The 15,038-nt window shown below is 62.5% G+C and carries 14 protein-coding genes; 12 read left to right on the top strand and 2 right to left on the bottom strand.

Annotation, left to right across the window (positions count from 1 at the left end):
- Positions 1 to 145: 145 nt before the first annotated feature.
- The 9 genes from dnaK to R4P65_RS22525 all read left to right on the top strand — a co-directional run bounded on the left by dnaK (position 146) and on the right by R4P65_RS22525 (position 10,478).
- A complete protein-coding gene (gene dnaK, locus R4P65_RS22565; protein ID WP_019749384.1) occupies positions 146 to 1,999 on the top strand; it encodes a molecular chaperone DnaK in 1,854 nt (617 codons plus the stop codon).
- Positions 1,996 to 2,592 (top strand): nucleotide exchange factor GrpE, encoded by a 597-nt coding sequence (grpE, locus tag R4P65_RS22560; protein WP_249037189.1) that lies wholly within the window; start codon positions 1,996 to 1,998, stop codon positions 2,590 to 2,592. The genes dnaK and grpE overlap by 4 nt, the downstream gene beginning before the upstream one ends.
- Positions 2,593 to 2,614: 22 nt before the next feature.
- Positions 2,615 to 3,787 carry a molecular chaperone DnaJ gene (dnaJ, locus tag R4P65_RS22555; RefSeq protein ID WP_050656306.1) on the top strand — a complete coding sequence of 391 codons (1,173 nt, stop codon included), beginning with the start codon at positions 2,615 to 2,617 and terminating at the stop codon, positions 3,785 to 3,787.
- Positions 3,784 to 4,194: a heat shock protein transcriptional repressor HspR gene (locus R4P65_RS22550; RefSeq protein ID WP_411742578.1), complete on the top strand. Its 411-nt coding sequence runs from the start codon at positions 3,784 to 3,786 to the stop codon at positions 4,192 to 4,194. Before dnaJ ends, R4P65_RS22550 begins: the two co-directional genes overlap by 4 nt.
- A 332-nt stretch (positions 4,195 to 4,526) precedes the next feature.
- Positions 4,527 to 5,744, top strand: a complete 1,218-nt coding sequence (locus R4P65_RS22545) for an ABC transporter substrate-binding protein (RefSeq protein ID WP_317828179.1) — start codon at positions 4,527 to 4,529, stop codon at positions 5,742 to 5,744.
- On the top strand, positions 5,741 to 6,598 hold the full coding sequence (locus R4P65_RS22540) for a branched-chain amino acid ABC transporter permease (RefSeq protein ID WP_020906602.1): 858 nt from the start codon (positions 5,741 to 5,743) through the stop codon (positions 6,596 to 6,598). Before R4P65_RS22545 ends, R4P65_RS22540 begins: the two co-directional genes overlap by 4 nt.
- Before the next feature lies 1 nt (position 6,599).
- A complete protein-coding gene (locus R4P65_RS22535; protein WP_317828178.1) occupies positions 6,600 to 8,450 on the top strand; it encodes a branched-chain amino acid ABC transporter ATP-binding protein/permease in 1,851 nt (616 codons plus the stop codon).
- Positions 8,450 to 9,169, top strand: coding sequence for an ABC transporter ATP-binding protein (locus R4P65_RS22530; RefSeq protein WP_050656301.1), 720 nt, complete (start codon positions 8,450 to 8,452; stop codon positions 9,167 to 9,169). Before R4P65_RS22535 ends, R4P65_RS22530 begins: the two co-directional genes overlap by 1 nt.
- A 133-nt stretch (positions 9,170 to 9,302) precedes the next feature.
- Entirely contained in the window at positions 9,303 to 10,478 is a 1,176-nt protein-coding gene (locus R4P65_RS22525; protein WP_317828177.1) for an NADH:flavin oxidoreductase, read from the top strand.
- An 89-nt stretch (positions 10,479 to 10,567) separates the two neighbouring features.
- On the opposite strand, the gene R4P65_RS22520 is transcribed toward R4P65_RS22525, so the two are convergent.
- Positions 10,568 to 11,029 (bottom strand): hypothetical protein, encoded by a 462-nt coding sequence (locus R4P65_RS22520; RefSeq protein ID WP_317828176.1) that lies wholly within the window; start codon positions 11,027 to 11,029, stop codon positions 10,568 to 10,570.
- Between the two features lie 176 nt (positions 11,030 to 11,205).
- Between R4P65_RS22520 and R4P65_RS22515 the strand changes: the two genes are divergently transcribed.
- Positions 11,206 to 11,865 (top strand): response regulator transcription factor, encoded by a 660-nt coding sequence (locus tag R4P65_RS22515; RefSeq protein WP_317828175.1) that lies wholly within the window; start codon positions 11,206 to 11,208, stop codon positions 11,863 to 11,865.
- A 7-nt stretch (positions 11,866 to 11,872) separates the two neighbouring features.
- Here the strand turns inward: R4P65_RS22515 and R4P65_RS22510 are convergent, their stop codons facing one another.
- Complete coding sequence (locus R4P65_RS22510; RefSeq protein ID WP_317828174.1) at positions 11,873 to 12,313, bottom strand: hypothetical protein; 441 nt, start codon at positions 12,311 to 12,313, stop codon at positions 11,873 to 11,875.
- A 301-nt stretch (positions 12,314 to 12,614) separates the two neighbouring features.
- On the opposite strand from R4P65_RS22510, the gene R4P65_RS22505 reads away from it, so the two are divergent.
- Together R4P65_RS22505 and R4P65_RS22500 are read left to right on the top strand one after the other, a co-directional pair.
- A complete protein-coding gene (locus R4P65_RS22505; RefSeq protein WP_007726712.1) occupies positions 12,615 to 14,240 on the top strand; it encodes a flavin-containing monooxygenase in 1,626 nt (541 codons plus the stop codon).
- A complete protein-coding gene (locus R4P65_RS22500; protein ID WP_317828173.1) occupies positions 14,237 to 15,034 on the top strand; it encodes a mycofactocin-coupled SDR family oxidoreductase in 798 nt (265 codons plus the stop codon). Before R4P65_RS22505 ends, R4P65_RS22500 begins: the two co-directional genes overlap by 4 nt.
- Positions 15,035 to 15,038: the final 4 nt, after the last annotated feature.

The raw sequence follows: 15,038 nt of genomic DNA, 5'->3' as shown, positions 1-15,038 counted from the left end.
GCGCCCTCGGCTCAACTTCAAGTTGACTCCCGGCCACGGTCGGAGGCAAACTTGAGCGGAGGACGCTCACCAAGCGAAAAACTCGCGGTCATGTTCGAGATCAACCACTCGGGCAGAGAACCGCAGAACGAAAGGTAGGAACACTATGGCTCGTGCAGTCGGTATCGATCTCGGTACGACCAACTCGGTAGTTGCAGTGCTGGAGGGCGGCGAGCCCGTAGTGGTCGCCAACGCCGAAGGCTCACGTACCACCCCCTCGGTGGTCGCATTTGCCAAGAACGGCGAGGTTCTCGTCGGTCAGCCCGCGAAGAACCAGGCAGTCACGAACGTCGACCGCACCCTCCGCTCCGTCAAGCGCCACATCGGCACTGACTGGAACGTGGAAATCGACGGCAAGAAGTACACGCCGCAGGAAATCAGCGCCCGCACGCTCATGAAGCTCAAGCGTGACGCGGAGGCTTACCTCGGCGAAGACATCACCGACGCCGTCATCACCGTCCCCGCATACTTCGAGGACGCACAGCGTCAGGCAACCAAGGAAGCCGGCCAGATCGCCGGCCTAAACGTCCTTCGTATCGTCAACGAGCCCACCGCGGCTGCACTGGCATACGGACTGGACAAGGGTGACACCGAGCAGACCATTCTGGTCTTCGACCTCGGTGGCGGCACCTTCGACGTCTCCCTGCTCGAAATCGGTGACGGCGTCGTCGAGGTTCGCGCAACCTCCGGTGACAACCACCTCGGTGGCGACGACTGGGACGAGCGCGTCGTCGCTTGGCTGGTCGACAAGTTCAAGGCTCAGAACGGCATCGATCTGACCAAGGACAAGATGGCCCTGCAGCGTCTGCGTGAGGCTGCGGAGAAGGCGAAGATCGAGCTCTCCAGCTCGCAGAGCACCTCCATCAACCTCCCGTACATCACGGTCGACGCGGACAAGAACCCGCTCTTCCTGGACGAGCAGCTCTCCCGCAGCGAGTTCCAGAAGATCACCTCGGACCTGCTCGATCGCACCCGTGCGCCGTTCCAGGCAGTGATCAAGGACAGCGGAATCGCCGTCAAGGACATCGACCATGTCGTGCTCGTCGGTGGCTCCACCCGTATGCCGGCAGTCTCCGATCTGGTTCGTGAACTGACCGGTGGCCGTGAGCCCAACAAGGGTGTCAACCCGGACGAGGTCGTCGCCGTCGGCGCCGCACTCCAGGCCGGCGTGCTCAAGGGCGAGGTCAAGGACGTTCTGCTCCTCGACGTCACGCCGCTTTCCCTCGGTATCGAAACCAAGGGTGGCGTGATGACCAAGCTTATCGAGCGCAACACCACCATCCCCACGAAGCGTTCCGAGACCTTCACCACCGCTGACGACAATCAGCCTTCGGTGCAGATCCAGGTCTTCCAAGGTGAGCGCGAAATCGCTTCGCACAACAAGCTGCTCGGCTCCTTCGAGCTCACCGATCTGCCGCCCGCCCCGCGTGGCGTTCCGCAGATCGAGGTCACCTTCGACATCGACGCCAACGGCATCGTGCACGTGACGGCGAAGGACAAGGGCACCGGCAAGGAAAACACGATCAAGATCCAGGACGGCTCCGGTCTGTCCAAGGAAGAGATCGAGCGCATGGTCAAGGACGCCGAGGCTCACGCCGAGGAAGACAAGGCACGTCGCGAAGAGGCAGAGGTCCGCAACCAGGCCGAGTCGCTGGTCCACCAGACGGAGAAGTTCGTCAAGGAGCAGCGTGAAGGTGAGAACGCGGGCAAGGTCTCCGAGGAGATCCTGACCAAGGTCGAGGCAGCGGTCAAGGACGTCAACGACGCCCTGGCAGGCACCGACATCGCTGCAGTGAAGACCGCAGTGGAGAAGCTGGGCACCGAGTCGCAGGCTCTGGGCCAGGCCATCTACGAGGCTTCCGCTGCAAACGAGGCCGGAAACACCGACGGCGCAGGCAATGACGACGACGTCGTCGACGCCGAGGTTGTCGACGAGCCCACCGACTCGGACAAGAAGTGACCTCGGACAACTCCGAGAACAACCCGGTCGACCCCGAGACCGGTGCACAGGGAGAGGCGGCGGGGGAATCCCTGCCGCCGCTCGACTCGGAAGACACAGGGGTAGTTCAGGAAGCAGAGTCGATCGTGGAGGAAGCATCCGCCACCGATCAGCTCGCCGAACGAACTGCGGATCTGCAGCGACTTCAGGCGGAGTTCACCAACTACCGTCGTCGCGTCGAGCGTGACAAGCAGGTCATCAAGGAAACCGCGCGGGCTTCGGTCATCACCGAGCTCATCGGAATTCTCGATGATCTGGATCGTGCTCGGGCACACGGTGATCTGGAAACAGGTCCGTTGCGTGCGCTCGCGGACAAGCTCAACACGACCCTGACGGGTCTGGGTTTGACCGACTTCGGTAACGAGGGTGACGATTTCGATCCCGCGCTCCACGAAGCGGTGCAGCATGAAGGCGAAGGCCACGACCCCGTACTCGGGACGGTCATGCGCAAGGGTTACAAGCTCGGCGACCGGGTCCTTCGGACCGCGATGGTGGCCGTGACGGACCGGGTGGGCGACAAGCCTGCTGACGGTTCAGAGGAAGAAGCGAAGTAAGAGTGAGAGGAGGAGACGCCCAGTGAGTCAACGGGAGTGGATCGAGAAGGACTTCTACAAAGAGCTGGGCGTCTCGTCCACCGCCACGGCCGACGAGATCAAGAAGGCGTATCGCAAGCTGGCCCGGGATCTGCATCCCGATGCCAACCCTGACGACGCGAAGGCCGAAGAGCGTTTCAAGACAGTCAGCGAAGCTCATGCAGTGCTGTCCGATCCGGAAAAGCGCAAGGAGTACGACGAAGCCAGGCGTCTGTTTGCCAGCGGCGGCTTCGGTCCCCGCGCGCAAGGCGGCGGCGGATTCAACCCCGGCGCCGGTGGTTTCGACATCAACGACCTGTTCGGCGGCGGCGCCGGAGGACAGGACTCGGGTCTCGGAGACATCTTCGGCGGATTGTTCAACCGTGGGGGAGCGGGCCAGCGCACAGCTGCGCCCAACCGTCCGCGTCGAGGCAAGGATCTCGAGACCGAGACGACGCTCGCTTTCCGCGAAGCAGCGCTCGGTGTCACCGTCCCACTTCGTCTGACCAGCCCGACGTCGTGCACCACGTGTCACGGCAGCGGCGCAAAGCCAGGCACCAGCCCGCGAGTGTGCCCGCATTGCAACGGAACCGGAGTAGTGAGCCGGAACCAGGGCGCTTTCGGATTCAGTGAGCCGTGTGACGACTGCCGGGGAACCGGCTCGATCATCGACTCGCCTTGCGAGGACTGCCACGGTAGCGGCGTCACCAATCGCACACGGACCATCACGGTCCGGGTGCCTGCGGGTGTCAGCGATGGTCAGAAGATCAGACTCAAGGGCAAGGGCGAAGCGGGACTCCGCGGAGCTCCGGCGGGTGACCTGTTCGTCAACATTCGCGTCAAGCCGGACAGCGTCTTCGGCCGCAACGGTGACGACCTGACACTGACGGTTCCGGTGAGCTACGGCGAGCTGGTACTGGGAACGACACTGTCGGTGCCGACCTTGGACGGCCGTGTCGGAGTGAAGGTTCCGGCCGGAACGGTGGACGGACGCATTCTGCGAGTTCGCGGACGTGGCATCCCCAAGCGTCCCGAGGGAGCCGGTGACCTTCTGGTCACCGTCAAGGTATCCGTCCCGCAGAAGTTGGACGACCCGGCGATCGAAGCGCTGAAAACCTATCTCGAAGCCGAGAAGGCGAGCGGGTTCGATCCACGGGCCGGGTGGGCCGGTGCATGATGACCGAGCGACCGCAGAATCAATGGGATACGACGGTCGATCCTGACGCTCAGATCTTCGTGATCTCGGTGGCAGCCGAGTTGGCCGGGATGCATGCGCAGACTTTGCGTAACTACGACCGACTCGGGTTGGTCACCCCGCACCGAACCACCGGTGGTGGGCGGCGTTACTCTCCGCGTGATGTTGCGCTTCTTCGTGAAGTGCAACGGCTTTCGCAGGACGAGGGCGTCAACCTTGCCGGAATCAAACGGATCATCGAACTGACCAACCAGGTCGAGGCTCTGCAGCATCGCGTCCGCGAATTGGCCGAGGAAATCGCGAAAGTCCATGCGGGCTATCGCCGGGACCTCGTGCCGATCCCGCGCAACAACGCGTTGGTGGTTTGGAAGCCTCGCAACCAACGCTAGTCGGAACTCTGGAAACACGGCCCCATGCCTAGCGGGATTCACCTCACCGAATCCCGCAGGGCGTGGGGCCGTTTTGGTGTTTCCACCCAGCGGGAATCGTGCTGTCGAGACGGCTCGTACGTGCATAGCGTCCGCTTCCATGACTTCTCTTTTGCGCGTTTGACGTTATCCAGATCACATTCTATGCTCCAACCCAAGCAACTGCTTGCTAGATCATCAAGCGGGTGCTTGGTTGGTTGGTGCTTGAAATCAGGCGTGTCCACCAGCCGATCCTTCTTTCGTCAGGTATTCGCCTGACGTTCGGTGCATACATGTGTTCTAGGAGTGCAGACATGAATCGTCGGCCCATTCTTGTTGCGGCAGTAGCCGTGACGGCTCTGGCTCTTGCAGGGTGTAGTGGTTCCTCGGAGTCCGACGGTGGCGCGGACTCGCCTTACCGAGTGCTGCTGACCGGCGGGATCAGTGCGCAGGGAGTCCTCTCGGCGAACTCGCAGACCTCGCTGCTCGCCACCAAGGCGGGCGTTCAGGTCCAGAACGAGGCCGGGGGAATTGGTGGCCGCCAGATCGAGCTCACCACGGTGGACGACGCGGGTGATGCAACGATCGCCGTCACCAAGCTGCGCGAAGCCATCAACTCGGGCAACAAGCCTGACCTCTACCTCAACTCGGGTCCTTCGTCGATCGCTGCTGCGGTTCTCCCGATCCTCAAGCAGAACAACATCCTCTCGTTGAGCATGGCACCCTCGCCTGATTCGACGGACCCTTCGAAGTTCCCGCTGAACTTCGACCTGGCTCCGGGCGCAACCGACACAGCTCGCGGAATTTCCGAGTATGCAAAGACCAAGGGCTACAGCAGCGTCGGAGTGCTGCACGGCAGCACCGCCTACGGTGAACTCTTCGGTGAAGAGATGACCAGTGCACTAGAGAAGGTCGGTCTGAAGGCTGCCGGTAACGAGGAGTACGACGCTGCAGCGCTGGACATGACGGCTCAGTTGCAGTCGCTCAAGAATGCAGGTGCCGCGGCCATCGCCTTGGATGCGTACGGTGCTCCTCTCGGATACGTGTTGCAGAGCCTCGAGCGACTCGGCTGGGATGTGCCGCTGGTCGGAAACACCTCGGTGTCTGCCACCAACCTGATCGCGAACGATCCGCCGGCCGGTGTGCTTGGTACGCCCCAGGTGAAGCAGAACCTTGTGACGCAGGTGTTCACCAGCACGGTGTTCGATCCGAACAATGCGCTCGTCACCACGATGGTGGACACGATGGCGTCGCTGGGCTCCATCCCGTCGACACTCATCCTCGCGGACAACTACGACGCCTTCCCTCTCGTCGCGGCAGCCGCGGAGAAGGTCGGCAGTTCGACCGATCCGAAGAAGCTCGCCGAGGCGCTGGAAACCTCGGAGGTCCAGGAGAATGCCAAGACTGCCTTCCTCTCGCGCTACAACTTCAGCTCCGACAACCACGGCCCGAACCCGGACACCAGTGAGTTGAAGTTCATCAGTCCGACGAAGATCCTCAACGGTCAGTTCGGAAACCCGGCTGCGTCATGACCATTCTGTGGTCCGGTTTGGCGCTCGGCGCGGTCTATGTGTTGGTTGCCATCGGGTACAACATCGTTTTCGTTTCCTCCAACACTTTCAACTTCGCTCAAGCTCAGCTGATGATGGTGGGCACCTTTGTCGCCTACACCGGTCTGGTGACTCTGAAACTCCCCGTTCTCGTGGTGGCCGTCATGGCTACCGTGACCGTGATGCTCCTCGCCTCGGTCGAGGAGATAGTCGCGATCAGACCGGTGGCTGATCACCAGAACCAATTGGTGACGACGTTGGGCGTTGCGACTCTGCTCAACGGCGCCACCCAATTGATCTGGGGTAGTGAACCTCTCACCGTTCCGTTCTTCGGATCGAACGAACCGATCACCTTGCTCGGCGGCCGTACCTACCCGGTCGAGATCGCACTGCTGGTTGCTGCGATCGCATTGGTCATCGGGTTGAGTTACGTCTCGAAGAAAACGATGACGGGTCTGGCTCTGATCGGTATCTCCGAGGATCGTGAAGCGGCGATGCTGCGCGGAGTCAACGTACGACGGTTGGCGCTGGGTGCTTTTGCCTTCTCGGGTGCATTGGCCGGTGTCCTCGGACTGTTGGTCGGTCCCAAGACGTTTGCGGTTGCGACGTTGGGTGCCGCACTGGCGCTCAAGGGGTTCGTGGCGTTGGCGATCGGCGGGTTCGGCTCTCTGCCAGGCGCTTTGATCGGCGGGTTGACCGTCGGTCTGGTGGAATCGTTCACTGCCCTGTGGGCGGGAAGTCAGTACAGCAATATCGCCGTATTCACGGTGCTGATCGTCATCTTGATGGTCAAACCTGCCGGCTTGTTCGGCAATGTCCGAGAACGGGTGGTGTGAGATGGTAAGTGCGTGGCGGACTTTCCGTTCCCTTCCAAGCTGGATCATCCCGCTGGTCCTGGCCGTGGTGATCTTGCTGCTCCCGGTCCTCGGACTCGATCTGTCGACATCACGGCAGATTCAATTGGCCTGCATCCTGGCGCTTGTCGTCAGTGGTCTGAACCTGAGCCTCGGCTTTGCCGGTGAACTGGCTCTCGGTCAGGCCGCGATGTACGCGGCGGGTGCCTACACCGCAGGTCTGATGTCCCAGGCCGGTCACACCGACATCCTGCTCCAGCTTGCTGCTTCCGGAGCTGTGGCACTGGCTGTCGGCATCTTGACCGGTGTTCCCGGTCTGCGCCTGGGCAACTGGTCCCTGGCGATGACGTCGTTCTTCCTGGTGCTGCTGGTACCGGACGTACTGGCAATCTTCGGCGGCAAGACCGGCGGCCGAAACGGCCTCACCGGTATGGAGCCGCCGACGCTCTTCGGTTCCGAACTCGACACCCAGCAGTACTACATGGTGGTAGTCGTGGTGACCGTCCTCTGGTTCGCGGTGATGCGCAACCTGGTGGTCTCGCGCCACGGCATCGCGTTCCGCACACTCAAGCAGTCGCCGGTTCTGGCGTCGTCGCAGGGTGTATCGGTGTTCCGGATGAAGCTGCTCGGTTATGCCATCGGTGCGTTCCCGGCCGGTCTGGCGGGTGCGCTGTTCGCCAACACCGACCTGTTCATCTCGCCGGAGGCCTTCGGGTTCACCTTTGCCACAGCAGTTCTGGCGGCGTCGATCCTCGGCGGTGCGGCAAGTGTGTACGGCGCCGTAGTCGGTGCCGCGATCATGCAGCTCGGTCCCAACCAGTCGACGGCATTCCAGGAGTATTCGCTGATCTTCTACGGCGGCTTCCTGATCATCGGCGGTGTGCTGCTCTCCGGTGGTTTGACCAAGGTCGGGCGAGCGATCGTCTCGAAACTCGATCGCAAGGCCGGCTTGGGCGTTGTCGCTGTGAAGGGAAACAGCGGTGGAACACCGGAACTGCCGCCGATCAACGGTGCACGGTTGGTGGTCGACGGAGTGTCCAAAGCGTTCGGTGGCAACCAGGCACTCAATGCGGCAACTCTGACTGCAGAAGCCGGTAAGGTCACTGCGTTGATCGGGCCGAACGGTTCAGGCAAGACGACCATGCTCAACATGATCTGCGGGTTCTACACCGCGGATGCGGGCGTGATCACGATCGGTGGCACGGTCGTCTCGCAGTCGTCGCCGCACAAGGTGGCGCGTGTGGGTGTGGCGCGGACGTTCCAAACTCCGACGATTCCGGAGAACATCACGGTTCTGGAAGCTGTTGCATCCGGACGCTATTCGGTGCACTACGCGTCGATGGCGTCGGCCGTGCTTCGCCTGCCCAGCTTCCGCAGGATCGCGAAGGCCGACATCGTCGAGGCCGAGCGTGTCCTCGAACTCGTGGGGATGTCGCACCTACGCAACGAGATCGCGACGTCGCTGCCCCTGGGGATGCGTCGCATGCTCGAGGTTGCTCGCGCCGTCATCGCCGAGCCGAGGGTCGTCCTCTTCGACGAGGTGGCATCCGGACTCGACGAGGACGAACTCGAACGCCTGGCAGACCTGATCCGGGTGCTGCGTGATGCCGGGGCCACAGTGGTGTTGGTGGAGCACAACTTCCGCCTCGTGCTCTCGTTGGCCGATGAGATCGTGGTGTTGGCTCAGGGACAGGTGATCGCTACCGGTGACGCCGCGACGATCGAACATCACCCCCGCGTGTTGAGCGAGTACCTCGGAGTGAAGTCCGGCGATGAGGAAGCGCTTCTCGAAGAAATCGGCGCAGTAGACCATCAGACCAGTGAGGTGAAGTGATGGAACCGATTCTCAAGGTCCGGAACCTGCAGACAGGGTACGGCGATCTGCGCGTCGTCTGGGATGTGTCGTTCGACGTCTATCCCGGTCAGGTGACCGCTTTGCTCGGACGCAACGGAGCCGGCAAGACGAGTACGCTCCGCGCCCTGTCCGGACTCAACAAAGTGGCCTCGGGGACCGTCGAGATGGACGGCGCCGACATCACCGGAGTTCCCGCGCACAAGCGGGTGCGGCAGGGGATGGCGTACGTGCAGGAGGGCAAGCGGGTCTTTCACAAGCAGACCGTCGAGCAGAACCTCCTGCTCGGCGGCTACACCCGCAAGGTGAAGCGCAGCGAACTCATGGAGTCCGTCGAGTCCATGTACGAGATGTTCCCGATCCTGGGGGAGAAGCGCTCGCTTCCCGCCGGTTCCATGTCGGGCGGTCAGCAGCAGATGCTCGCAATCGGCGCAGCGCTGATGGCGCAGCCGAGGTTGCTCCTTCTCGACGAACCTTCGGGCGGTCTCGCTCCCGTGATCGTCGGTGAGGTGATGGACCGCGTCCAACAACTCAAGGAAACAGGGCTGGCTGTCCTACTGGTCGAGCAGGCAGTCGAGGCCGCGATGAGCGTCGCCGATCACGTGACGGTCCTCGACATCGGCAAGGTGGTTCTCGACGCCGACGCCAAGGACATCGACGACCTGGCAGTTCTCAAGGACGCGTACTTCGGACGCGTCTGAACAGCAGTGAGGTACTTCAGCCCGGCCGCCTCGGCCGGGCTGAAGTCGTTTCCCGCTCCGTGGCACAGGTACTAGCCGGCTCGGGGCCCTCGATTTACCGTCCTGCAAACAACTCCCGCGAGAGGCAAACTCGATGACCACTGCTCCCGACGTGCTTGCCCCGGCAAAGCTCGGCCCGGTGTCCCTTCGAAATCGAATCATCAAGTCCGCGACATTCGAAGGCAAAACTCCCGACGCCCTGGTCACCGACGAGCTGATCGAGTTCCATCGTCGCCCAGCCGCCGGCGGAGTCGGGATGTCCACCGTCGCGTACTGCGCCGTCGCACCGGAGGGGCGGACCGAATACGGCCAGCTGTGGATGCGGCCCGAAGCCCTCCCCGGACTGCGACGACTCACCGATGCCATTCACGCCGAAGGGGCAGCAGCGTCGGCGCAGCTGGGGCATGCCGGTCCGGTGGCAAATCAGAAGTCGACCGGTTTGCCTGCGCTGGCGCCGTCGAGTTCGTTCAATCCGTTGAGCATGAGGATGATTCGCAGCGCCAGTACAGCGGACATCGCCAGAATTGCTGCGGCACATGGCAGCGCCGCGCAACTTGCCGTCGAGGCAGGGTTCGACGCCGTCGAGATTCACTTCGGTCACAACTATTTTGCGAGTTCGTTCCTGAGTCCGAAACTCAACCGTCGTAAGGATTCTTACGGCGGATCACTGGAGAACCGGGCTCGCGTCGTACTGGAAACTGCGCGCAGTGTGCGCGATGCCGTCGGCGACAAGATCGCGATCTTGGCCAAGCTGAACATGGATGACGGTGTGCCAGGCGGATTCTGGGTGGACGAAGCAATCCAGGTGGCGCAGTGGCTCGAAGCATCCGGAAGCGTCGATGCGCTCGAGTTGACGATGGGTAGCTCACTGCTCAACCCGATGTACCTGTTCAAGGGCGATGCGCCGATCCGCGAGTTTGCCGCCGCGATGCCGCAACCAGTTCGACTCGGTGTGCAGTTGGTTGGCAAGAGCATGTTGCATACCTATCCGTACAAGCCGCTGTTCATGCTGGAAGAGGCTCGACAGATCCGTGCTGCGGTGAAGTTACCGCTCGTGCTCCTCGGCGGTGTCACGGACAAAGCGGGTATGGATACGGCGATGGCGGGGGGATTCGAGTTTGTCGCCATGGCGCGGGCGCTGCTCAGAGAACCCGATCTGATCAATCGGATCGCAGCCGAATCCGATACTCATTCACTGTGCATCCACTGCAACAAGTGCATGCCTACGATCTTCAGTGGCGCCCGCTGCGTGTTGGTCGAGCGGGTCTAGGGGCCGGCACACACCACGTCCCGACATCCATGTGGATACCGGGTCGTGGGCCGTAGCGGATCAAGTTCGTGGTTGCATCAACGCTTGGTTCAGTTCTGGGTGAAGACGTCGTAGGAGGCGTTCATCGTGGGGTAGCCGGTGGCCATGTAGTCGGTGAGGATGACGTGCGTCGGGTCGCCGATGATGCGAGTCCCGTCGAGGGTGGGGTTGCCGGCGTAGTTGTTGGCAGCCATGACCGTCTGTACGCCGTCTGCGATGTTGTAGGTGACGTCGACACCGACGCCTCGGGGATCGCTGCTGTACGCGGTGACGATCTCGGTGGTGTGCGGGGCCAGGTAGGAGCGGGGGCCGTTGATCCACTGTCCGTAGGGGTTGGACGCGCTGTCCAGCAGCATCGGGTTGTCGGTGTTGTTGGTGATGGTCATGGCAACCGTCGGTCCGTCGGTGGGCATGGTGCCGGCGTTGGCGACCGCTGCGGTTCCCAGTGCGGTTCCGCCGACAGCGAGGGCGATTGCGGTGACTGCTACGAAGCGAGTGGTGTTGGTACGCATGATGTCTGCTCCTGGGATGGTGTGTGGTTGCCGTTCTCGGCGATGAACCAATCTTGTCGCGAATGAGTGCTGTTGTATGTCCGCCGACGGGGCCTCGGCGGGGTTGAACCGTCTGTCCCCCGATCGGGGGAGGCGTAAGTGCTCGCATTGCTGGTACGGGCGTGAGAAAGTGAGAAATGCGCGAAGGCACGAAGCCGCTGGCCGGCCAGGTTTCCGTGGTGGTCGGCGACGATCACCCGTTGTTCCGTGAGGGCGTGGTTCGGGCTCTGACCGGCAATGACAGCATCAACGTCCTGGGCGAGGCCGACGACGGCGCGGCAGCGCTCGCAATGATCCGCGAACTACGCCCGCAGGTCGCACTGCTCGACTTCCGGATGCCGCACCTGGACGGAACTCAGGTCGCCGCCGCCGTGGTTCGAGACGAGCTTCCGACGCGGGTGCTACTGCTCAGCGCTCACGACGAGTCGTCCGTCGTCTATCAGGCTCTGCAAGCGGGTGCTGCCGGATTCCTGCCGAAGGAATCCACTCGCGCCGAGATCGTGAGCGCCGTGCTCGACTGTGCTGCGGGCCGAGATGTGTTGCCGCCCAGTATCGCCGCCGGATTGATCGGGGAGGTTCGGCGTCGAAGTGAACCGTCCGGCCCGACGCTCAGCGCCCGCGAACGTGAAGTCCTCGGATTGATCGCGCAGGGCGCCAGCATCCCCGCCATCGCCTCTCAGCTCTTTCTAGCGCCCTCCACCGTCAAAACCCACGTGCAGCGCCTCTACGAGAAACTCGGAGTCAACGATCGAGGCGCCGCCGTCGCCGCCGCGATGCGGCAGGGTTTGTTGGAGTGAGCAGGCGTCACCGGAGGACGTACGTGACGTTCATGGCCGGGTAACCCGAGGTCATCGTCACCGTGACGTCGTGGCTGTCGGGGGCGTACGTACCGCCGGCATCCGCCCTGGTCTTCGAGTTGGTGGCGCTGAAGACAAACACTCCACCGTCGTCGGAGCGGTACGTGAGCACGATGGGGAAGTCGTTCTGGTTCTTGCTCGTGGCGACCACGTTTACGTTCATGTTCGGGAGGATGTAGTCGGCCGGCGGGACGATCCAGTCACCGTTCGGGTTGGACGCGTCGACCAGATGCAGGGCACCGAAGCCCGCATTGCTGATCATCGCCGTCGTGACGGAAGTGTCGGTTATCGACTTCACAGCGTTCGCACCGGCGGCGCGGGCAACCAGAGCTGCCATGCTGAGGCCGGAGAAGGAAATTGCTTCGGGTCGAATTGTGTTGGTACTCATGATGTTTCTCCTCGATTTGTCGGTCTCGGTGACCGTGTGTTTCGGTGATGAGACAACTATGGCCCCGAAACCCCTTCGGGTCTGTCCACCTACGGGTCCGAGTGCTGGACGACATCGATGTCCCCCGATCGGTGGACAAACCCGTCCCGCCCGCCCACCCAGTGTCATGGGGTGGAGGCTCCGCCCACCCAGTGTCATGGGGTGGAGGCTTCGCCCACCCAGTGTCATGGGGTGGAGGCTTCGCCCACCCAGCGGGAGAACCTGTTCCTCTACCATTCAACCCACTCGTAGCGTGGCCACCATGACCGATCCTGACTTCTCCACCGCACCACTCGACGTCGTAGTCATCGGCGCCGGCGTCGCCGGCATGTACGCCATGCACCGACTTCGCGAGCAGGGGCTGCGTGTCCACGGCTTCGAGGCGGGCTCCGGAGTGGGCGGCACGTGGTACTTCAACCGCTACCCGGGCGCACGCTGCGATGTCGAGAGTTTCGACTACTCCTACTCGTTCTCCGAAGAGTTGCAACAGGATTGGGACTGGAGCGAGAAGTACGCCGCGCAGCCGGAGATCCTGTCCTACCTCGATCACGTCGCCGATCGCTTCGACCTACGCAGTGGGTTCACTTTCGATACCCGTGTCCTGAGCGCACAGTTCGACGAGGACTCGTCGACGTGGCGAGTGCACACCGACGGTGGTCATGACGTCACCTCACGCTTCGTCGTGTGTGCTACCGGTAGCTTGTCGACCGCGAACGTTCCGAACATTGCAGGTCGCGAGACTTTCGGCGGTGAGGTCTTCCACACCGGCTTCTGGCCGCACGAGGGCGTCGATTTCACCGGCAAGCGAGTGGGAGTGATCGGCACCGGATCGTCGGGCATCCAGTCCGTTCCGTTGATCGCCGAGCAGGCCGATCACCTCTTCGTGTTCCAGCGGTCCGCGAATTACAGTGTGCCGGCGGGAAACACGCCTCTCGATGACAAACGACGCGCAGAGATCAAGGCCGACTACGCCGAGCGTCGAGCGCTGTCCAAGCGCAGCGGCGGTGGATCACCGTTCGTCTCGGACCCTCGCAGTGCGCTCGAGGTATCCGAGGCCGAGAGAAACGCGGCCTACGAAGAGCGGTGGAAGCTCGGCGGTGTCCTGTTCGCCAAAACCTTCGCCGACCAGACCAGCAACATCGACGCCAACGCGACGGCGGCCGCATTTGCCGAGGCCAAGATCAGATCGGTGGTCGAAGATCAGGCCATCGCCGACCTGCTGATCCCGAACGACCACCCCATCGGGACCAAGCGGATCGTGACGGACACCGACTACTACCAGAGCTACAACCGTGACAACGTGAGCCTGGTCGATCTCAAGAGCGCACCGATCGAGGCAATCGACGAGGCCGGGATCAAGACGACCGACTCGCACTACGAACTCGACGCATTGGTGTTCGCCACCGGTTTCGATGCGATGACCGGGGCACTCGATCGCATCGAGATCCGTGGCCGCAACGGCGAGACCTTGCGAGAGAACTGGCATGCGGGTCCGAGAACCTATCTTGGTTTGGGAGTGCACGGCTTCCCGAACCTGTTCATCGTCACCGGGCCGGGTAGCCCGAGTGTGCTGTCCAACATGATTCTCGCTGCCGAACAGCACGTCGACTGGATCGCCGACGCGATCAACCACCTCGATTCGGCGGGGATCGACACCATCGAGCCGAGTGCCGAAGCCGTGGACAACTGGCTCGAGGAGTGCTCACGCCGGGCGTCGGCAACATTGTTCCCATCCGCGAACTCCTGGTACATGGGAGCCAACATCCCGGGAAAGCCGAGGATATTCATGCCCTTCATCGGAGGCTTCGGTGTCTACTCCGACATCTGTGCAGACGTGGCAGCAGCGGGATACCGAGGCTTCGAACTGAACAGCGCGGTGCACGCATGAGCCGGCTGGAGGGCAAACGGGTGCTCGTAACGGGTGCGGCCGGCGGAATGGGACGCTCACACTGTGAGCGGCTCGCCGAAGAAGGCGCGTCCGTGATCGCGTTGGATGTCGAACAGGCGCAATCGGGGTTGGCGGAAACCGCTCAGGCAGTGCGTGATCGAGGCGGTGTCGCGGTCACCGGTGTGGCGGATATTCGGGACTTCGACGGTCTGGCCGCCGTCGTGGCCGAGTGCGTTACCGAACTCGGCGGGTTGGACGTCGTGGTCGCGAATGCAGGCGTCTACGACACGCCGGGACCGTCGTGGACCATCGATCCTGCAGTGTGGAACCGCTCGCTGGACGTCAATCTGACCGGGGCGTGGCACACCGTCAAGGCCTGCGTTCCGCACTTCGGCGACGGTGGATCCGTCGTTCTGGTCAGCTCGACAGCGGGAATCAAAGGTATTGCCGGAGCAAGTCATTACAGCGCAGCCAAGCATGCCGTGGTGGGCCTGGCCAGAACGCTGGCCAACGAGTTGGGGGCGCTGAGTATCCGCGTCAACTCCGTGCATCCGGGTTCGGTACGTACCCCGATGATCATCAACGAGCGAGTGTTCGCGAACCTGTGCCCGGACATCGAGAATCCCACCGAAGCAGACGCTGCTGCAGTGCTCAGCGCTCGCAACTTGCTGCCCGTTCCCTGGGTCGATCCAGTGGACGTCAGTAATGCGGTCCTGTTTCTCGCATCCGCGGAGTCCCGCTACATGACCGGCTGTCAGTTGGTTGTCGACGCCGGCCTGACCCAGAAAGTGTGAATTG

This window comes from Rhodococcus sp. IEGM 1318 (assembly GCF_033142465.1).
GTDB lineage: Bacteria > Actinomycetota > Actinomycetes > Mycobacteriales > Mycobacteriaceae > Rhodococcus_F > Rhodococcus_F qingshengii_B.
The sequence above is the reverse complement of the archived record's forward strand: the minus strand, read 5'-3'. Positions and strand labels throughout refer to the sequence as shown.